At 71.3% G+C, this 19,494-nt stretch carries 16 protein-coding genes; 6 read left to right on the top strand and 10 right to left on the bottom strand.

The window, feature by feature from the left end; translation table 11 throughout:
- Positions 1-83: 83 nt before the first annotated feature.
- The 3 genes from pyk to pta form a co-directional block, all read right to left on the bottom strand.
- A complete protein-coding gene (gene pyk, locus OG956_RS10860; RefSeq protein ID WP_330337750.1) occupies positions 84-1,511 on the bottom strand; it encodes a pyruvate kinase in 1,428 nt (475 codons plus the stop codon).
- An 87-nt stretch (positions 1,512-1,598) separates the two neighbouring features.
- Entirely contained in the window at positions 1,599-2,807 is a 1,209-nt protein-coding gene (locus OG956_RS10855; protein WP_330337749.1) for an acetate kinase, read from the bottom strand.
- Positions 2,808-2,830: 23 nt separating this feature from the next.
- Complete coding sequence (gene pta, locus OG956_RS10850; RefSeq protein WP_330337748.1) at positions 2,831-4,906, bottom strand: phosphate acetyltransferase; 2,076 nt, start codon at positions 4,904-4,906, stop codon at positions 2,831-2,833.
- A 210-nt stretch (positions 4,907-5,116) separates the two neighbouring features.
- Between pta and OG956_RS10845 the strand changes: the two genes are divergently transcribed.
- Entirely contained in the window at positions 5,117-6,142 is a 1,026-nt protein-coding gene (locus OG956_RS10845) for an ATP-dependent 6-phosphofructokinase (protein WP_330337747.1), read from the top strand.
- Here the strand turns inward: OG956_RS10845 and OG956_RS10840 are convergent.
- From OG956_RS10840 to OG956_RS10815, 6 genes are all read right to left on the bottom strand, one after another.
- Entirely contained in the window at positions 6,139-6,837 is a 699-nt protein-coding gene (locus tag OG956_RS10840) for a helix-turn-helix domain-containing protein (RefSeq protein ID WP_330337746.1), read from the bottom strand. The genes OG956_RS10845 and OG956_RS10840 overlap by 4 nt on opposite strands.
- A 165-nt stretch (positions 6,838-7,002) precedes the next feature.
- Complete coding sequence (locus tag OG956_RS10835) at positions 7,003-7,830, bottom strand: carbohydrate ABC transporter permease (RefSeq protein ID WP_330337745.1); 828 nt, start codon at positions 7,828-7,830, stop codon at positions 7,003-7,005.
- Positions 7,830-8,693 carry a carbohydrate ABC transporter permease gene (locus OG956_RS10830; protein WP_330337744.1) on the bottom strand — a complete coding sequence of 288 codons (864 nt, stop codon included), beginning with the start codon at positions 8,691-8,693 and terminating at the stop codon, positions 7,830-7,832. The genes OG956_RS10835 and OG956_RS10830 overlap by 1 nt, the downstream gene beginning before the upstream one ends.
- On the bottom strand, positions 8,690-10,063 hold the full coding sequence (locus OG956_RS10825; protein ID WP_330337743.1) for an extracellular solute-binding protein: 1,374 nt from the start codon (positions 10,061-10,063) through the stop codon (positions 8,690-8,692). Before OG956_RS10825 ends, OG956_RS10830 begins: the two co-directional genes overlap by 4 nt.
- Before the next feature lie 488 nt (positions 10,064-10,551).
- On the bottom strand, positions 10,552-11,244 hold the full coding sequence (locus OG956_RS10820; RefSeq protein WP_330337742.1) for a response regulator: 693 nt from the start codon (positions 11,242-11,244) through the stop codon (positions 10,552-10,554).
- Positions 11,241-12,869 (bottom strand): sensor histidine kinase, encoded by a 1,629-nt coding sequence (locus OG956_RS10815; protein ID WP_330337741.1) that lies wholly within the window; start codon positions 12,867-12,869, stop codon positions 11,241-11,243. The genes OG956_RS10820 and OG956_RS10815 overlap by 4 nt, the downstream gene beginning before the upstream one ends.
- 155 nt (positions 12,870-13,024) lie before the next feature.
- Between OG956_RS10815 and OG956_RS10810 the strand changes: the two genes are divergently transcribed.
- The 5 genes from OG956_RS10810 to OG956_RS10790 all read left to right on the top strand — a co-directional run bounded on the left by OG956_RS10810 (position 13,025) and on the right by OG956_RS10790 (position 18,613).
- Positions 13,025-14,404 (top strand): cation:dicarboxylate symporter family transporter, encoded by a 1,380-nt coding sequence (locus OG956_RS10810; protein ID WP_330337740.1) that lies wholly within the window; start codon positions 13,025-13,027, stop codon positions 14,402-14,404.
- Between the two features lie 197 nt (positions 14,405-14,601).
- Complete coding sequence (locus OG956_RS10805) at positions 14,602-15,369, top strand: DUF2127 domain-containing protein (protein ID WP_330337739.1); 768 nt, start codon at positions 14,602-14,604, stop codon at positions 15,367-15,369.
- A 70-nt stretch (positions 15,370-15,439) separates the two neighbouring features.
- Positions 15,440-15,868 carry a MerR family transcriptional regulator gene (locus OG956_RS10800; protein ID WP_330337738.1) on the top strand — a complete coding sequence of 143 codons (429 nt, stop codon included), beginning with the start codon at positions 15,440-15,442 and terminating at the stop codon, positions 15,866-15,868.
- The gene (gene trxA / locus OG956_RS10795; RefSeq protein ID WP_330337737.1) at positions 15,865-16,197 is read left to right on the top strand and encodes a thioredoxin; all 333 of its coding nucleotides are present in this window, start codon (positions 15,865-15,867) and stop codon (positions 16,195-16,197) included. The genes OG956_RS10800 and trxA overlap by 4 nt, the downstream gene beginning before the upstream one ends.
- Positions 16,198-16,381: 184 nt before the next feature.
- Positions 16,382-18,613 (top strand): HelD family protein, encoded by a 2,232-nt coding sequence (locus OG956_RS10790; RefSeq protein ID WP_330337736.1) that lies wholly within the window; start codon positions 16,382-16,384, stop codon positions 18,611-18,613.
- Here OG956_RS10790 and OG956_RS10785 read toward each other — a convergent pair.
- Positions 18,600-19,445 (bottom strand): hypothetical protein, encoded by an 846-nt coding sequence (locus OG956_RS10785; RefSeq protein ID WP_330337735.1) that lies wholly within the window; start codon positions 19,443-19,445, stop codon positions 18,600-18,602. The genes OG956_RS10790 and OG956_RS10785 overlap by 14 nt on opposite strands.
- Between the last annotated feature and the right edge of the window lie 49 nt (positions 19,446-19,494).

The following is a 19,494-nucleotide window of genomic DNA, read 5'->3' as shown; positions in this document are numbered from 1 at the left end:
GCCCGTTCGGGAGCCGCACACAGCTGAGGGCGCCCCCTGCTCCAGGGGGCGCCCTCAGCGCCGTACGAGACCTTGCGGGGCCGTCAGCCGGCCTGCGTGCCCAGGTGGTGGACGCGCAGCATGTTGGTGGTACCGGGGACGCCGGGAGGCGAGCCGGCGGTGATGATGACCGTGTCGCCCGCGTCGAAGCGGTGCAGCTTGGCGATCTCCTGGTCGACGAGGTCGACCATCTCGTCCGTGGTGTTCACGAACGGCACGACGTGCGGCTCCACGCCCCAGCTCAGGGTGAGCTGGTTGCGGGTGCCCTCGTCGGTGGTGAACGCGATGATCGGCTGGACCGCGCGGTAGCGGGAGAGGCGGCGCGCGGTGTCACCGGACTGGGTGAACGCGATCAGGCCCCGGCCGCCGAGGAAGTCGGCGATCTCGCAGGCCGCGCGGGCCACCGAACCGCCCTGCGTGCGCGGCTTCTTGCCCGGCACCAGCGGCTGCAGGCCCTTGGAGAGCAGCTCCTGCTCGGCGGCGGCGACGATCTTCGACATGGTCTTGACCGTCTCGACCGGGTAGGCGCCCACCGACGACTCGGCGCTCAGCATGACCGCGTCGGCGCCGTCCAGGATCGCGTTGGCCACGTCGGAGGCCTCGGCGCGGGTCGGGCGGGAGTTGGTGATCATCGACTCCATCATCTGGGTCGCCACGATCACCGGCTTGGCGTTGCGCCGGCACAGCTCGATCAGGCGCTTCTGCACCATGGGGACCTTCTCGAGCGGGTACTCGACGGCGAGGTCGCCACGGGCGACCATCACACCGTCGAACGCCATCACGACGTCCTCCATGTTCTCCACCGCCTGCGGCTTCTCCACCTTGGCGATGACCGGGACCCGGCGGCCCTCCTCGTCCATGACGCGGTGCACGTCCTGGATGTCCTTGGCGTCCCGGACGAAGGACAGCGCGACCAGGTCGCAGCCCATACGGAGGGCGAAGCGCAGGTCCTCGACGTCCTTCTCGCTCAGCGCCGGCACGTTGACGGCCGCGCCGGGCAGGTTGATGCCCTTGTGGTCGGAGACGACACCGCCCTCGATGACGATCGTCTTCACCCGGGGGCCCTCGACGTCCAGCACCTTCAGCTCGACGTTGCCGTCGTTGATCAGGACCTGGTCGCCCTTGTCGACGTCGCCCGGCAGGCCCTTGTACGTCGTGCCGCAGATGTGCTTGTCGCCCGGGACGTCCTCGGTGGTGATGACGAACTCGTCACCGCGCTCGAGTTCGACCGGACCCTCGGCGAAGGTCTCCAGGCGGATCTTCGGGCCCTGCAGGTCGGCGAGGACGCCGATGGGCCGGCCGGTCTCCTTGGAGGCGGCCCGGACGCGGTCGTACCGCGCCTGGTGCTCGGCGTGGGAGCCGTGGCTGAAGTTGAACCGGGCCACATTCATGCCCGCCTCGATCATGGCGACGAGCATCTCGTGGGAGTCGACCGCGGGGCCGAGAGTACAGACGATTTTCGAACGGCGCATGGGGCGATCCTATCGGTTTGTTTCGCAACGGAATATTCCGTCTGGCGGAAGATACAAATGAGTGGCGCACCGCTCAGGTGCTGCTATTCAGTTGTTCTTTCCGACCAGTGCGTAGGTCTGCGTCGCGATCTCCAGTTCTTCATCCGTCGGCACCACAGCGACCGCGACACGCGCATCGTCGGGAGAGATCAGCCTGGCCTCGTCCGCTCGCAGCGCGTTCCGGTCCGGGTCGACCGCCAGCCCAAGTCCCGCAAGGCCCGCGATCGCCGCCTCCCGCACGGGCGCCGCGTTCTCGCCGACGCCGGCCGTGAACGCGACCGCGTCCACCGTCCCGAGTACGGCGTAATAGGCGCCGATGTACTTCTTGATCCGGTGAATGTAAATGTCGAACGCGAGAGCGGCCTCCGCGTCGCCTTCGTCGATCCGGCGGCGGATCTCCCGCATGTCGTTGTCCCCGCACAGACCGAACAGACCGCTCCTCTTGTTGAGAAGAGTGTCGATCTCGTCCATGGACATATCCCCAACCCGGGCCAAATGGAAGATGACGGCCGGATCCACATCACCGGAGCGCGTACCCATCACCAGTCCCTCCAAAGGCGTCAGTCCCATGGAGGTGTCCACGCACCGGCCGCGCTCCACCGCCGACGCCGAGGCGCCGTTGCCCAGGTGCAGCACGATCACGTTGACCTCGGACGGGTCCTTGCCCAGCAGCCGCGCGGTGCGACGCGAGACATAGGCGTGCGAGGTGCCGTGGAAGCCGTAGCGGCGGATGCGGTACCGGTCGGCGATCTTCGGGTCGATCGCGTAGCGCGCCGCCGGCTCCGGCATCGTCGTGTGGAACGCGGTGTCGAACACGGCGACCTGGGGCAGGTCGGGGCGCAGCCCCTGGGCGGTGCGGATGCCGGTCAGGTTGGCCGGGTTGTGCAGCGGGGCCACCGGGATCAGCCGCTCGATCTCGGTGAGCACCGCGTCGTCGATGACGGTCGGCTCGGTGAAGAACATGCCGCCGTGCACCACCCGGTGCCCGATCGCGGCCAGTTCCGGCGAGTCGAGGCCGAGGCCGTCCCGGCTCAGTTCCTCGGCGACGGCCTTCAGCGCGGCGTCGTGGTCGGCGATCGGCCCGGTGTGCTCGCGGGTGTCGCCGGTGGCGAGGCAGGTGTGCTTGAGCCGGGAGGTCTGCTCGCCGATGCGCTCGACCAGGCCGACGGCGAGCCGGCTTTCGTCGCGCATGTCGAGCAGCTGGTACTTCACCGACGAGGAGCCGGAGTTGAGGACGAGGACACGGGTCGCGGTCACGGTGATGGGGAAGCTCTCTGTACTCAGTGGGCGGGCGTCTGGGCCTGGATCGCCGTGATGGCGACGGTGTTCACGATGTCCTGGACGAGCGCGCCCCGGGACAGGTCGTTGACCGGCTTGCGCAGACCCTGCAGGACCGGTCCGACGGCGATCGCGCCGGCCGAGCGCTGCACGGCCTTGTAGGTGTTGTTGCCGGTGTTCAGGTCGGGGAAGATCAGCACGCTGGCCTGCCCGGCGACCTGGGAGCCGGGCAGCTTGGTGGCGGCCACGGACGGCTCCACGGCCGCGTCGTACTGGATCGGCCCCTCGATCTTCAGGTCCGGGCGGCGCGCGCGGGCCAGCTCGGTGGCCTCGCGCACCTTCTCGACGTCGGCGCCCGAACCGGAGGTGCCCGTGGAGTACGACAGCATCGCGATCCTCGGCTCCACGCCGAACTGCGCGGCCGTGCTCGCCGACTGGATGGCGATGTCCGCGAGCGCCTGCGCGTCCGGGTCGGGGTTGACCGCGCAGTCGCCGTAGACCAGCACCTTGTCGGCCAGGCACATGAAGAAGACGGACGAGACGATCGACGACTCGGGCCTGGTCTTGATGATCTCGAAGGCGGGCCGGATGGTCGCGGCCGTGGAGTGCACCGACCCGGACACCATGCCGTCGGCCAGGCCCTCCTGGACCATCAGGGTGCCGAAGTAGTTGACGTCCGAGACCACGTCGTAGGCCAGCTCCACCGTGACGCCCTTGTGGGCGCGCAGGGCCGCGTACTTCTCGGCGAAGGAGTCGCGCAGCTCGCTGGTGGAGGGGTCGATCAGCCGGGTGTCGCCCAGGTCGATGCCGAGGTCGGCGGCCTTCTTGCGGATCTGGTCCTCGGGGCCCAGCAGGGTCAGGTCGCACACGCCCCGGCGCAGCAGCACCTCGGCCGCGTGCAGCACCCGCTCCTCGGTGCCCTCCGGCAGGACGACCCGGCGCTTGTCGGCGCGGGCCTGCTCCAGCAGCTTGTGCTCGAACATCATCGGGGTGACCCGGTCGGTGCTGGGGGCGCTCACCCGCGCGGCCAGCTCGGCGGTGTCGGCGTACCGCTCGAACAGGCCGAGCGCGGTCTCCGCCTTGCGCGGGGTGGCCGCGTTCAGCTTGCCCTCCAGCGAGAACAGCTGCTCGGCGGTGGGGAAGGAGTTGCCGGTCACCGAGAGGACCGGGGTGCCCGGGGCGAGCCGGGCGGCCAGGGTGAGGATCTCCTCGCTCGGCACCTCGTTCAGGGTCAGCAGCACGCCGGCGATCGGCGGGGTGCCGGCGCTGTGCGCGGCCAGCGAGCCGACGACCAGGTCGGCGCGGTCGCCCGGGGTGACCACCAGGCAGCCGGGGGTCAGGGCGGTGAGCAGGTTGGGCAGCATCGCGCCGCCGAAGACGAAGCCGAGGGCGTCGCGGGCGAGCCCGGAGTCGTCGCCGAGCAGCACCTTGGCGTCCAGGGCCTGGGCGATCTGGGAGACGGTCGGCGCGGACAGCGCGGGCTCGTCGGGGACGACGTAGCAGGGCACCGGCAGCCGGTCCGCGAGCCGCCCGGCGATCTCGTCGCGGTCCTCGCGGGCCACCCGGTTGGCGACCATCGCCAGCACGTCGCAGCCCAGGCCGTCGTACGCCCGGTAGGCGTTGCGGGTCTCGGCGAGCACCGCCTCGGTGCTCTGCCCGCGGCCGCCGACCACCGGGATCACCGAGGCGGCGAACTCGTTGGCGAGGCGGGCGTTCAGGGACAGCTCGTCCGGCAGCTGGGTGTCGGCGAAGTCGGTGCCGAGGACGAGGACCACGTCGTAGTCGCGCGCCACCAGGTGGAAGCGGTCGACCAGCGCGGACACCAGCTCGTCGGTGCCCTGCTCGGCCTGGAGCGCGGACGCCTCCCGGTAGTCCATGCCGTACACGGTGGCCGGGTCCTGCGACAGGCGGTACCGGGCCCGCAGCAGCTCGAACAGCCGGTCGGGGCCGTCGTGCACGAGCGGGCGGAACACGCCCACCCGGTCGACCTGCCGGGTCAGGAGCTCCATGACCCCCAGCTCCACGACCTGGCGGCCGTCACCGCGGTCGATCCCGGTCACGTACACGCTGCGCGTCACGCGTCCACTCCGTTCCTCATGTCATCGGCCTGGTCTGTCCCGAAGGTCCCGTTCTTCGGCATAAAAATCGCCCACCAAGGTGAGCAGAACCCTCTTGACAATACCTCCGCCGCCGGATAAGGCGCCCGTCAAGTCACTCACTGCCCCGGTGGACGTGAAAGAATCGACACCGGCTCACCGGTACCCACAGCGAGCAGGAGACACAGCACGATGCGCATCGGAGTTCTCACCGCAGGCGGCGACTGCCCCGGCCTGAACGCCGTGATCCGGTCGGTCGTGCACCGGGCGGTCGCGCAGTACGGCGACGAGGTCATCGGCTTCGAGGACGGCTACCGGGGTCTGCTCGACCGTCACTACCGCACCCTCGACCTGGACGCGGTCAGCGGCATCCTGGCCCGCGGCGGCACCATCCTGGGCTCCTCCCGGCTCCAGCGCGACCGGCTGCGCGAGGCCTGCGAGGGCGCCGCCGACATGGTCGAGGAGTTCGGCATCGACGCGCTGATCCCGATCGGCGGCGAGGGCACGCTGACCGCGGCCCGCATGCTGTCCGACGCGGGCCTGCCGGTCGTCGGCGTGCCCAAGACCATCGACAACGACATCTCCTCCACCGACCGCACCTTCGGCTTCGACACCGCCGTGGGCGTGGCGACCGAGGCGATGGACCGCCTGAAGACCACGGCCGAGTCGCACCAGCGCGTGATGGTCGTCGAGGTCATGGGCCGGCACGCCGGCTGGATCGCCCTGGAGTCCGGCATGGCCGCCGGCGCCCACGGCATCTGCCTGCCCGAGCGCCCCTTCGACCCCGCCGACCTGGTCAAGATGGTCGAGGAGCGGTTCGCCCGCGGCAAGAAGTTCGCCGTCATCTGCGTCGCCGAGGGCGCCCACCCCGCCGAGGGCACCATGGACTACGGCAAGGGCGAGATCGACCAGTACGGCCACGAGCGCTTCCAGGGCATCGGCACCGCCCTCGCGTACGAGCTGGAGCGGCGCCTGGGCAAGGAGGCCAAGCCGGTCATCCTCGGCCACGTCCAGCGCGGCGGCGTCCCCACCGCCTACGACCGCGTCCTCGCCACCCGCTTCGGCTGGCACGCCGTCGAGGCCGCGCACCGCGGCGAGTTCGGGAAGATGACCGCGCTGCGCGGCACCGACATCGTGATGGTGCCGCTCGCGGAGGCGGTCACCGAGCTGAAGACGGTCCCGAAGGACCGCATGGACGAGGCCGAGTCGGTCTTCTAGGCCGGCCGGTCCGTCCGGCCCTCCACCGCCGTCCAGAAGTTCTCCACGATCCGGTCGAGGAACTCCTTGCCGGACTCGCTCGCGCTCGTGCTGCCGCCGCCCCAGCTGAGGGTGGCGGCCATGTGCCCCTGGTAGTCGTCGTAGAGCTGCTGCAGGACTCCCTGAAGGACGGCCGCGTCCAGGGGCACCAGCCTGCGCACCGGCCGCACATACGCCTGCCAGCGGGTGGTCACCGCGCTGCGCAGCAGGTCGGCGAGCTTCGCCTCGCGTCCGGTGACGGCGACGAGGCCGGGCAGCGCCAGGTCCAGCACCCGGGCGAGCGCGGCCGACTGGCGCTCGTCGCCCCGCCACTGCCCGCTCTCCTCCATGCGCAGGTAGCCGCGCGGATCCATGCCGACGGCGCGGGCGACGTCCTCCGCCGCGACGGCCCGGGCGACGCGGTGCTCGCGCAGGGTCTGCGGCCGGCCGAGGAGTTCGCCCGGGGAACACCACAACACCCCGGCCAGCGCGGTCAGTTCCGGGTGGCTGGGGGTGTCGGTGCCGCGTTCCCAGGCGATCACCAGATCCGGGGTCGCGTAGGGCAGCCCGTACGAGGCCCGCAGACCGTAGGCGACGTGCTCGGGTCCCATGCCGAGCGCGGCGCGCAGCCTGCGGGCCGCCGGGGCGTTGAAGGGGGGAGCTGAGGGTTGGCGCACCCCGCACAAGCTAGGCGCGCCGTGACGGGATGGCTACGGTCGGTTCGGACAGGATCACGGATTGTCGGAACGCACAGGTCCGGCCGTTCGGTATGCAACGGACGCATCACCCTTGCGGCACCCCCCGTGACCGCCTCTCCCGCGCGTCCCTCGATCGCCTCCCGCTCACCCCTTGACCGCCCCGCCGAGGGCGAAGCCGCCGCCCAGCCGCCGCGCCACCAGCACGTACAGCAGGATCACCGGAGTCGAGTAGATGACGGAGAACGCGGCGAGCTGGCCGTACGCCACCATGCCCCGGTTGCCGAAGAAGTCGTTGATGCTGACCGAGGCCGGCATCTGGTCCGGGGTGAGCAGCAGCATGAACGGGACGAAGAAGTTCCCCCACATCATCACGAACGAGAAGACCGTGACGACCGCGAGCCCCGGGCCCATCAGCGGCAGCACGATCCGCACCAGGGACTGCGCCGAGGACGCCCCGTCCGTCCAGGCCGCCTCCTCCAGCTCCTTCGGCACCCCGTCCATGAAGTTCTTCATCAGCCAGATGGCGAAGGGAAGCTGGGAGGCCGCGAAGAACAGGATGGTGCCCTGGACGGTGTCGATCAGGTTCACCCGCACGAACAGCGCGTACACCGGCACCATGATCGCGGTGATCGGCAGGCTCGTCGCGAACAGGATCGTCAGCAGGAACGGCCGGTTGAGCCGGGACCGGAACCGGGAGAGCGGATAGGCGGCGAGAGCCGCGCAGGCGACGGTCAGCGCGGTGGCGCCGCCGCACAGGATCAGGCTGTTGAGCAGCGGGGTGTAGGTGATGTCCGGGGTGAGGATCGCGTCGAAGTTGCCCAGGGTGACCCCGTCCGGGATCCTCACCCGCAGGTCCGCGTGCGGATCCACGGAGGACAGCACCACCCAGGCGAGGGGCAGCGCGAAGGCGGCGGCCACCAGCAGCAGTGCCGCGTCGGCGGCGAGCCGCCGCGAGGTGCGTGCACGGGCCATCAGACCTCCGTCCGCAGCAGCCGGAGATACACCACGGAGAACAGGGCCCCGACGATCAGCAGGAGCAGGGCGACCGCGGTGCCGTACCCGATCATGCTGTTCTGGAAGGCCTGTTCGTACATGAACAGCGGCAGGGTCTGGCTCCTGTTCCCGGGGCCGCCCCGGGTCATCACCCAGATCAGCCCGAAGACGGACAGCGTCTGCAGGGTGTTGAGCATGAGGTTGGTGCCGATGGAGCGCCGGATCATCGGCAGGGTGATGTGCCACATCCGCCGCCAGCCGCCGGCCCCGTCCACCTCGGCGGCCTCCGTGATCTCCGCCGGTATCTCGTCCAGCGCGGCGGAGTAGACGAGCATCGAGAACGCCGTGCCGCGCCAGACGTTGGCGAAGGACACCGCCAGGATGGGCAGCGTGAACAGCCAGTTCTGGCGCGGCAGATGGAGCCAGTCCAGGATCGCGTTCAGCGTGCCCTCGCGCCGGAAGAACGCGTACAGCAGGAACCCGGCGACCACTTCCGGCAGCACCCAGGCGGTGACGACGATCCCGCCGGTGAGCGTGCGCACGGGTTTCGATGCCCGTTTCATCAGCGCGGCCAGCGCGAGCCCCAGGGTGTTCTGCCCGACGAGCGAGGACAGCACGGTGAACACCAGGGTCAGCCATACGGCGTTCAGGAACGCGTCGTCGCGGAAGGCCCGCCGGAAGTTGGCGAACCCCACGAACGACGCGTGCGCCTGACCGGTCAGCTGCAGGTCGGTGAAGGCGATATAGGCGCAGTAGGCGATCGGGCCGGCCAGGAAGAGCAGGATCAGCACCACGGCCGGGGTGAGGGGCAGCGCCCGGGTGATCCCGCGCCGGGCGTTCACTTGCGGACCACTTGGCCGCCGGTGACGTCCTTGAGCGTCGAGTCGTAGGTGCGCGCCGCCTGCTGCGCGGACGCGTCGCCCGTGGTGACGCTCTCCATGGCCTCCTGGATGGCCGTCGACACCTTCGGGTACGCCGGGTACGCGGGCCGGTAGTGGGTGCTGGAGACCAGGTCGGTGAAGAACTTGATGCCGGGCTGGGCGGTGGCGTACGACGGGTCGGCGGCGACGTCCTTGCGGACCGAGATGCCGGAGTTGGCGATGTACCACTTCTTGGCGTTCGCCTCGGTCTGCAGGGTCCTGATGAAGTCGAAGGCGAGATCGGGATGGGCGGCCTTGGCCGGGACGGCCCAGGTCCAGCCGCCGGACATGCTCACCTTGCCGGGCGCCTGCCCGTTCTGGGTGGGCATGTACGCCAGCCCCAGCTGCTTGGACCAGTCGGGCCACTCGTGTCCGCTGCCCGGCAGCCAGGCCTGCGGCAGCCACGAGCCGTCGAGGTCGATGCCGAGCTTGCCCTGGGGGAGCAGCTCGCCGTTGACGGCCGTGGCGAAGTTGGGGTCGAGGGCGTCGGAGACGTCCGGGCCCAGCTTCTCCTTGTAGACGGTCTCGACGAACTTCAGCGAGTCGGTGAAACCCCGGCTCCCCGCGATCCACTTCTTGCTGCCGCTGTCGTACAGGGGATCGCTCCTGCCGTCGCCGGTGCCGTACAGCAGCATCTCCATGCCCTGCATGGTGGCCCGCTCGCCCGCCGGCTTGCCGGTGTAGACGTTGAGCGGGGTGACGCCGGGGACCTTCCGCTTGATGGTCCGGGCGGCGGCGAGGATGTCGTTCCAGTTCCGCGGCTGCCAGTTCAGCGGCAGCCCGGCCTTCTTGAACACCCGCTTGTCGAACCACAGCCCGCGGGTGTCGGTCCCGTCCGGCACGCCGTACGTCTTCCCGTCCTGGCCCTGGGCGGCGGCCTTCGCGGTGCCGATGAACCGGCTCCAGTCCGGCCACTTGGCCAGATACGGGTCGAGCGGTTTCAGGTAGCCGCTGGTGATGTCGGAGTTGATGAGGAAGGTGTCCTCGTAGACCAGGTCCGGCGCGGTCCTCGGGGAGCGCAGCATCTGCTGGAGCTTGGTGTAGTACTCGGAGTCCGGGGCCTTGATGGGCACGAACTGGACCTTCTTCCCCGGGTGCTTCTTCTCGAAGTCCTTCTTGATCCCGGCGAGGTAGGTGTCCATCACCTTGACCGAGTTGTCGGTCGACTGCTTGTAGGAGACCTTCACGGTGTTCGGGTCGCTGCCGGAGCCCGAGCCGCACGCGGTGAGCGCGCTTGCGGCGAGAGCGGCGGTCAGGAGGGCGGAGAGAGCGGCGGTGGGGCGCACGGGCATGACCTCCTGCGGGCGCACGTGGGGGTGGCCTTGGGTGGTTGCCGTGCGAAGGTAAGAGGAGTGGTCTAGTCAGGTCAATGCGTGTGCGCGGGATTGGTCGATGCGGGTTGGCGGGTCGGCGGGTCCTGAAGTCAGCCCGCGGGCCGGGCAGTTCGGCGGGCGCCGCCGAGGCCGGCTTGGCCCGGCGGCTTCCGCGGGGCGTTGGCGCGGGTGAGGGCGAGACCGAGGCCGTGCGACTCCGTGGCGGCCTCGCTCGACGCGTGCGGGAAGCGGTCGCCGCCTGCCTGGACGCCCTGGCCGCGGCAGGACGCCCGCCGCACTCGGCCCGAGTCATCACGGCGCAGGCGAACCCGAGCGGGCGTGGTCGCACTGGCCGCGCGCCGCCGGGGCCTAGGACCGTGCGCGCGCCGCCCGGGACGCGGCGCATGTCCGCCGCACGGCCCGTATCCCCGCCGGTGTGCCGTCACGGGGCCCGGACTCCGCAGACCTCAGCGCCCCTGTGACACCCACCGGTACACCAGCTCCGGCCGGCCCACCTGGCCGTACAGCGGGCTCCGGGCGGCGCGGGACGTGTCGACCAGGTGCTCCAGATAGCGGCGGGCGGTGATCCGCGAGATGCCCACGGCCTCGGCGAGGGCGGCCGCCGTCAGTCCGTCGCCGGCGTCCCGCAGCGCGGTCGTCACCCGCTCCATCGTGGGTGCGCTCAGGCCCTTGGGGAGGGCCGCGGGCGAGGGGGCGCGCAGGGTGGCCAGCGCCCGGTCCACCTCGTCCTGGCCGCTCGCCTCGCCCGCCGCCGCGTGGAACTCCGCGTAGCGCACGAGCCGGTCCCGCAGCGTGGCGAAGGTGAACGGCTTCAGCACGTACTGGACGACGCCCAGGGACACGCCCTCGCGGACCACCGCCAGGTCCCGCGCCGACGTCACCGCTATCACGTCCGCGTGATGGCCGGCCGCGCGCAGCGAGCGCGCGAACTGCAGGCCGTGCACGTCCGGCAGGTTCAGGTCCAGCAGGAGCAGGTCCACGGCCGTGCGGTCCAGGACCCGGCGCGCCTGAGCGCCCGAGTGCGCCTTGCCGACCGCGACGAATCCCGGCACCCGGCCGACGTACATCACATGCGCGTCGGCGGCCACCGGGTCGTCCTCGACCACCAGGACGCGAATGGGCTGCCGTTCGTCCGTCATCTGCGCCCGCCCGCGGCCGTGCGCAGCGGCAACCGCACCTCGAACACCGCTCCGCACTCGCCGTCCTCGTCCGACTCCGCCACCGTCAGCACACCCTCGTGGCGGGTCACCGCCTGCCGGACCAGGGCCAGCCCGAGCCCCCGTCCGCCGGGCCCGGCCGGCTTCGTGGAGAACCCCCGCTGGAATACCAGGCCGGCATGGGCCGGGTCGAGGCCGGGGCCCGTGTCGGACACCCGCAGCACCACCTCGCCGTCCGCGGCGTACGCCGTCACCGTCACCCGTGCCCGGACGCTGCCCTGCGCCGCGTCCACCGCGTTGTCGATCAGGTTGCCGAGGATGGTGACGAGGTCCCGCGCGGACAGGTCGTCCGGGAGCAGGCCGTCGTCGAGGCGGCTGTCCGGGGACACCACCAGCTCCACGCCCCGCTCGTTGGCCTGGGCGGTCTTGCCCAGCAGCAGGGCCGCCAGCACCGGTTCGCTCACCGCCGCGACCACCTGGTCGGTGAGGGCCTGGGCCAGCTCCAGTTCCGCCGTGGCGAACTCCACCGCCTCCTCGGCCCGGCCCAGCTCGATCAGCGACACCACCGTGTGCAGCCGGTTCGCGGCCTCGTGCGCCTGGGAGCGCAGCGCCTGGGTGAAGCCCCGCTCCGAGTCCAACTCGCCCATCAGGGACTGCAGTTCGGTCACATCGCGGAGGGTGACCACCGTGCCGCGGCGCTCTCCGCCCGACACCGGCGAGGTGTTCACCACCAGCACCCGGGACTCCGTGAGGTGCACCTCGTCCACCCGGGGTTCGGAGGACAGCAGCGCGCCGGTCAGCGGGGCGGGCAGGCCCAGGCCGGCGACCGAGCGGCCGACCACGTCCTCCTCGCCGCCGACGCCCAGCAGCTCCCGGCCGCCGTCGTTGATGAGGGCCACCCTGAACTGCCCGTCCAGCATCAGCAGGCCCTCGCGGACCGCGTGCAGCGCCGCCTGGTGGTAGTCGTGCATCCGGCTCAGCTCGGCGGCGTTCATGCCGTGGGTGTGGCGGCGCAGCCGCGCGTTGATCACATACGTGCCCACCGCGCCCAGCAGCAGGGTGGCGCCGGCCACCCCGAGCAGCGCGGTGACCTGGTCCTGGACCCGGGCGCTGATCTCCTCCACCTTGATGCCGGCGCTGACCAGGCCGATGACGCGGCCGTTCTCCTCGATCGGGGTCACCGCGCGGACGGAGGGGCCGAGGGTGCCGGTGTAGGTCTCGGTGAAGGTGCGACCGTGCAGCGCCGGGCCGATGCGGCCGAGGAAGCGTTTGCCGATCTCCTTCCGGACGGGGTGGGTCCAGCGGATGCCCGCCGGGTTCATGATCGTGACGAAGTCGACGTCCGCGTCCCGCATGACCGTGAGCGCGTACGGCTCCAGGGCGGCCGTGGGATGGGGGGTGTGGATCGCGGAGCGGACCGAGGGGGCGTCCGCGATCGACCGGGCCACCGCGGTGACCTGCCGGACCGCCGCGTCCTGGGCCTGCCGCTGGTCGCTGACGTAGGTGAACAGCGCGTACCCGGCGACGACCACCGCTATCAGCACGGCCTGCATGGCGAACAGCTGGCCGGCGAGGCTGCGGGGCCGGGGGAGGGACGGGAAGCGCATGTCAGCAGTGTGCCTCTCCGGTTAAGTGTGAACTAAATGAACGGAAGGGTGACCGCCCTCACAGGGCGGGAGATAGTCACGGCATTCCCCGAACAGAGCCCGGACGTGAGCCGCACGCCGGTTGTTCACCGACGAAGACGTCAAGGAGGGCAGTCGTGGCCGCCAGCACCCCCGACACGGCACCTGCCGCACCCCGCGTGAAGCGGGACCGCACCCACTACCTGTACATCGCCGTGATCGTGGCCGTCGCGCTCGGCATCGCGGTGGGATTCGCCGCGCCGGACTTCGCCAAGGAGCTCAAGCCGCTCGGCACGGGCTTCGTGAACCTGATCAAGATGATGATCACGCCGGTCATCTTCTGCACGATCGTCACCGGCGTCGGTTCCATCCGCAGCGCCGCGAAGGTCGGCAAGCTGGGCGGTCTCGCGCTGACCTACTTCATCGCCATGTCGTTCGTGGCCCTGGCCATCGGCCTGGTGGTGGGCAACGTCCTGCACCCCGGTGCGGGCATGCACCTCACCGAGGCGGCGAAGCAGGCGGGCCACACCCAGGCCGCGAGCGGCAGCGAGGGGCTCGTCGACTTCCTGATGGGCATCATTCCGACGACCTTCGTCTCCGCCTTCACCGGCGGTGTGGTGCTGCAGACGCTCCTCGTCGCACTGCTGGTCGGCTTCGCCGTGCAGGCGATGGGCACGTCGGGCGAGCCGGTCCTGCGCGGTATCGGGCACATCCAGAAGCTGGTCTTCCGGGTCCTGTCGATGATCATGTGGGCGGCGCCGGTCGGCGCGTTCGGCGCGATCGCGGCGGTCGTCGGCGAGACCGGCGTCGAGGCACTGAAGGCCCTCGGCACGATCATGCTGGCCTTCTACATCACCTGTGTGCTCTTCGTCGGCCTGGTGCTCGGCCCGGTGCTCTGGTTCGTCGCCAAGGTCAACATCCTGAAGCTGCTGAGGTACCTGGGTCGCGAGTTCCTGCTGATCCTGTCGACCTCGTCCTCGGACACCGCCCTGCCGCGCCTGATCGCCAAGATGGAGCATCTGGGCGTGAGCCGCCCGGTCGTCGGCATCACCGTGCCGACCGGCTACTCCTTCAACCTCGACGGCACCATGATCTACCTGACCATGGCGTCCCTGTTCATCGCCGAGGCCCTGGGGCAGCCGCTGCACCTGGGCGAGCAGGTCACCCTGCTGCTGTTCATGATGGTCGCCTCCAAGGGCGCCGCGGGCGTCTCCGGCGCCGGGCTCGCCACCCTCGCCGGCGCGCTCCAGTCGCACCGGCCCGCCCTGGTCGACGGCGTCGGCCTGATCGTCGGCATCGACCGCTTCATGAGCGAGGCGCGCGCCCTGACGAACTTCGCGGGCAACGCGGTGGCCACGGTGCTGATCGGCTCCTGGACCAAGGAGATCGACAGGGCCCGCGTGGAGCGCGTCCTGGCCGGCGAGCTGCCGTTCGACGAGACGACGCTGGTGGACGACCACCAGGCCCCGGTCCCCGGGATGCCCGGACCGAGGGACGGGGAACTGGCCAAGGCCTGATCCCGCCCCCAGAAACTCCGGAGGCCCGGCCCCGCCTGAACCCGGGCCGGGCCTCCGGGCAGCCCGGCCCGGCGCGCTGACCGCCCCGCGCCGCCATGCACTAACGTGCCGCTCCGGATCGATACGGAACGGCACGTTCGCGCGTGGCGTCCGTATGTCCGTACGAACGAGTCGGCATCTGTTGGGAGGCACGGGGGATGAGCATCGACTGGGACCGGCGGACCTGCGCGCGCAAGGGGCATGTGACCTACGCGCCCGACGACCCCCGGCTGCGGATCCGGCTGCACGCCGAGACCGCGCTCGGGGACGTCTGGCGCTGTCTGCGCTGCGGTGACTTCGTGCTCGGCGAGCCGCACGGCTCGGGCCCGGCCGCGGACGCGCCGCTCGTGCCGCGCGGCAAGGTCCTCCGCGACCTGTTCATCCTCCGCTTCCTGGCGGTCGAGCGGGCCGTGCGGGGCGTGTTCATCGTGCTGGTCGCGGTGGCGGTGTGGAAGTTCAGCAACAGCCAGGACGCGGTGCGGCGGCTGTTCAACGAGAACCTGGACGTCTTCCGCCCGGTCTTCCGGCACTTCCACTACGACCTCGACCACTCGCCGGTCGTCGGCTCCCTCCAGAAGGCGTTCGGCTACAAGCACTCCACGCTGCTGCTGGTCGCCGCCCTGCTCCTCGCCTACGCGCTGATCGAGCTGGTGGAGGCGGTCGGCCTGTGGTACGCCAAGCGCTGGGCCGAGTACCTGACGGTCGTGGCGACCGCCGCCTTCCTCCCGCTGGAGATCTACGAACTCACCGAGAAGATCAGCTACCTGAAGATCGCCACGCTCGTCCTCAACATCCTCGCCGTGCTCTACATCGCCCTGGCCAAGCGCCTCTTCGGGCTGCGCGGCGGCCGTCGCAGGTTCGAGGAGGAGCGGCACAGCGCCTCCCTGCTGGAGGTGGAGGAGTCGGCCGGGGTGGTGCACGCGTAGGGCCGCCCGCCCCGGCCGCCGGTCCGGCGCGCTTGCCTTGACGCCGACGTCAACGCCTACGGTCGTAGGCATGCGAATCGGCGAGCTGGCCGCGCGGGCCGGGACCACGACCCGCACCCTGCGGTACTACGAGGCGCGCGGGCTGCTGCCGGCCCGGCGGGACGACAAGGGTCACCGCACGTACGACGAGGGCGACCTCAGGCTGCTGGAGCAGATCCGGACGCTGCAGGACTTCGGGTTCGAGCTCGAGGAGACCCGGCCCTTCGTGGAGTGCCTGCGCGCCGGGCATCCCGAGGGCGACTCCTGCCCGGCCTCGCTCCAGGTCTACCGGCGCAAGCTGGCGGAGCTGGACGCGCTCATCGGGCAGCTGTCGGCGGTGCGGGAGACGGTCGCCGGGCAGTTGCGGCGGGCCGAGCTGGCCCGGGACGCACTGGCCGCCGAGGCGCTGGTTCCGGGGGGTCCGGAGCCCGTGTGCGAGCTGGGAGGGCCTGCACGATGAGTCTGGTGAGCGGACTGACCGAGGTGACGGACGCGGATTTCGGCACGGAGGTGAAGGACTCGGACCTGCCGGTGCTGGTGCAGTTCACAGCCGACTGGTGCGGGCCGTGCCGGCAGCTGGCGCCGGTGCTGAAGGACATCGCCTTCGAGGAGGGTGACCGGCTGAAGGTCGTGCAGATCGACGTGGACCGCAATCCGGAGACGACCGTCGCCTACGGCGTGCTGTCGACGCCGACGCTGATGGTCTTCCGCGGCGGCGAGCCCGTGCGGTCGATGGTGGGCGCACGGCCCAAGCGGCGGCTGCTTCAGGAGCTGGCCGACGTGCTGTAAAGCGCGTCCGCGCACGAAAAAAATCCCCTGAGCAATTGCGCTCGGGGGATTTCTGTGCGTATATTCAGTGGTTCGCGACTTCTATTTGGATGGTCGCGGAGAACTCCACTGAGCACACTATATCCGGGCGGGAGCGGAATTGTCAAACGCGGAGTGGTCGAACAGCGAATTTCCAGACGATGAATTGCGTCGCGAGCAGGAATTCATCGACGGACTGTACGCGCGCGTGGACGTGCTGCGCGGCGAGGCCGAGTCCTCGGTCGCCGACGCGCTCGCCCAGGGCGACAAGCCCATGCAGGCCCGGCTCGAGCGGGACATCCTGGTCGCCGAGCGCTCGGGGCTGCTGGCCGCGCTGAACGCCGTCGACGGCTCGCTGTGCTTCGGCCGGATCGACCTCGCCGACGGCACCGGCCACCACATCGGCCGGATCGGGCTGCGCGAGGACGACGCCGAGCGCACCCCCATCCTGATCGACTGGCGGGCCGACGTCGCCCGCCCCTTCTACCTGGCCACCGGCCACACCCCGATGGGCCTGCGCCGCCGCCGGCACATCAGCACCGAGGGCCGGACCGTGACCTCGCTGCACGACGAGATCCTCGACCTCGGCGACACCACCCGCACCGGGTACGAGGACCCGAGCGGCGACGCCGTGCTGCTGGCCGCGCTGAACTCGGCGCGCACCGGCCGCATGAGCGACATCGTGCAGACCATCCAGGCCGAGCAGGACGAGATCATCCGGGCGCCGCACCGCGGGGTGCTGGTGGTCGAGGGCGGCCCCGGCACCGGCAAGACGGCGGTCGCCCTGCACCGGGCCGCCTACCTGCTGTACGAGCACCGGGAGCTGCTGGCCCGCCGGGCCGTGCTGATCGTCGGCCCCAACCCGGCGTTCCTCGGCTACATCGGCGAGGTGCTGCCCTCGCTCGGCGAGACCGGCGTGCTGCTGGCCACGGTCGGCGAGCTGTTCCCCGGCGTCAGGGCGACGGCCGCCGACACCCCCGAGGCCGCGGCGGTCAAGGGCCGCGCCGGCATGGCCGACGTGCTCGCCGCCGTCGTACGCGACCGGCAGGCCCTGCCCGACCCGGTGATCGCGATCGAGCACGACCGCGAGGTGCTGATGCTGGACGACGGCCTGGTGAGCGTCGCCCGCGAGCGCACCCGCGCCGCCAAGCTGCCGCACAACGCGGCCCGCGAGCACTTCGAGGGCCACATCCTCAACACCCTCACCGAGCTGTACGCCGAGCGCGTGGGCACCGACCCGTACGACGGCTCCAGCCTGCTCGACGCCGCCGACATCACCCAGATCCGCGACGAACTCGCCGAGAACCCCGAGGTCTGGTCCGCCATCGACCGGCTGTGGCCCCGGATCACCCCGCAGCGCCTGGTCGCCGACTTCCTCGCGGAGCCCGACGGCTACCTCCCCGCGGAGGACGCCGACGCGATCCGGCGCCCGGTGACCCGCGCCTGGACCGTCGCCGACGTGCCGCTGCTGGACGAGGCCGCCGAACTCCTCGGCGAGGACGACCGGATGACGCGGGCCCGCGCGGAACGCGAGCGCGAGACCCAGATCGCCTACGCGCAGGGCGTGCTGGACGTGTCGTACGCCTCCCGGACCTATGAGTTCGAGGACAAGGACGACGAGGAGTCGGAGGTGCTGTCGGCGCACGACATCATCGACGCCGAACGGTTCGCCGAACGGCACGAGGAGGCCGACCACCGCAGCGCCGCCGAGCGGGCCGCCGCCGACCGCACCTGGGCGTTCGGGCACATCATCGTGGACGAGGCGCAGGAGCTGTCGCCGATGGCCTGGCGGCTGCTGATGCGGCGCTGCCCGACCCGCTCGATGACCCTCGTCGGCGACCCCGCGCAGACCGCCGAGGCCGCGGGTGCCGGTTCCTGGGCGGACATCCTCGCCCCCTTTGTCGAGGACCGCTGGGAGCACACCCGGCTCGGCGTGAACTACCGCACCCCGGCCGAGATCATGGAGCTGGCCGCCGCCGTGGTCCGCGCCGAGCACCCGGACTTCGAGCCGCCCAGCTCGGTCCGCTCCACGGGGGTGCGGCCCTGGGTGCGGCGGGCGGACGGCGGCCTGCCCGAGGCCGTCGCCAAGGCGGTCGCCGAACTCACCCCGGCCGAGGGCCGACTCGCGGTCATCGCCCCGCGCGGGCTGCACCGCTCGCTGGCGGCCCGGCTGGACGGCGTCACGGCCGGCGCCGAGCCCGACCTGACCCGCACGGTCGTCCTGCTCGACCCCCGCCAGGCCAAGGGCCTCGAATTCGACTCCGTGCTGGTGGTGGAGCCCGGCGACTACGGCACGAGCGACCTGTACGTCGCCCTGACACGGGCCACCCAGCGGCTCGGGGTGCTGTACACGCGGCGGCTGCCCGAGGCGCTGGCCGGGGCGGTCACCGGGGCGTAGCGGTGGGCGAGGCGGACGGCGGCGGGTAGCTCGGGTGCAGCGAGGAGGGCAGCGGGGCCAGTTCCTCGCACAGCTCGGCCGGGAAGGCGGGCTCCCTGCGCCGCACCGCCGCGCATCCGCCGGCCGCGCTCTCGAAGAACGGCTTCCAGCCGGAGCGCTCCGCCCGGAAGAAGACACGGTCGCCGAGGGCGGCGGTGCAGGCGGGGTCCTTGGTGTCGTCGCCGCACGCCGGTCCCGTGCGCCAGGAGAAGTCCAGCACCAGCCACGTGCCGTCGCAGTGCTCGGCGTCGCGGTAGGTGTGCGCGGGCGCGCCGGCCGCCTTCAGGGCCTGGTCGTAGGAGGCGGGGCTGCAGCCGGTGCGCGGCGGGGTGCAGCCCAGCTCGCCGCACAGGCGCAGCGCGGGCGGCCTGGCGCCGTCGGCGGTGAAGACCGTGGAGTTGTCGACCACCAGCTTCCGCTTGCCCAGCGGCTCGGGCAGCCGCACCCGGACCGTGCCCGTGCGCTCCCTGACGCATCCGGAACGCCGGTCGCCGGACGGGGAGGTGAAGGTGATCTGCACATGGACGGCGCCCGGCACGGAGCCGTACCTGGCGTCGGTGTCCTCCGCCTTCAGGTTCCGCACGCAGGGGCGCTCGCCGCTGGGCAGGTCGGCGTCCAGGCTCACCGTGCGCCGGTCGGCGGCGAGCCGGGCCGCGGTGACCCCGGACGGCTCGGCGAGGGTCCACGGGATCGGCCCGGTCTCCGTGGCGGACACTCCGCCGGCTCCGCCTGCCACGCGTGTGCCGCAGCCGCCCAGCAGCAGGACGGCGGCGGCACACAGCAGGACGGTCACTGGTCTCCAGGGTCGCACGTGCCTCAATCCCCCCGTGTTGCACGCAGGT

This window comes from Streptomyces sp. NBC_00557 (assembly GCF_036345995.1).
Taxonomy (GTDB): Bacteria; Actinomycetota; Actinomycetes; order Streptomycetales; family Streptomycetaceae; genus Streptomyces.
This window is presented reverse-complemented; position numbering and strand designations above follow the sequence as displayed.

Coding starts and splice junctions, on each gene's coding strand:
- OG956_RS10815 (WP_330337741.1), bottom strand. CDS start 12,869: ATGCGCTTCCCGTCCCTCCCCCGGCCCCGCAGCCTCGCCGGCCAGCTG.
- OG956_RS10805 (WP_330337739.1), top strand. CDS start 14,602: ATGAGCATCGACTGGGACCGGCGGACCTGCGCGCGCAAGGGGCATGTG.
- trxA (WP_330337737.1), top strand. CDS start 15,865: ATGAGTCTGGTGAGCGGACTGACCGAGGTGACGGACGCGGATTTCGGC.
- OG956_RS10820 (WP_330337742.1), bottom strand. CDS start 11,244: ATGACGGACGAACGGCAGCCCATTCGCGTCCTGGTGGTCGAGGACGAC.
- pyk (WP_330337750.1), bottom strand. CDS start 1,511: ATGCGCCGTTCGAAAATCGTCTGTACTCTCGGCCCCGCGGTCGACTCC.
- OG956_RS10825 (WP_330337743.1), bottom strand. CDS start 10,063: ATGCCCGTGCGCCCCACCGCCGCTCTCTCCGCCCTCCTGACCGCCGCT.
- OG956_RS10845 (WP_330337747.1), top strand. CDS start 5,117: ATGCGCATCGGAGTTCTCACCGCAGGCGGCGACTGCCCCGGCCTGAAC.
- OG956_RS10835 (WP_330337745.1), bottom strand. CDS start 7,830: ATGGCCCGTGCACGCACCTCGCGGCGGCTCGCCGCCGACGCGGCACTG.
- OG956_RS10800 (WP_330337738.1), top strand. CDS start 15,440: ATGCGAATCGGCGAGCTGGCCGCGCGGGCCGGGACCACGACCCGCACC.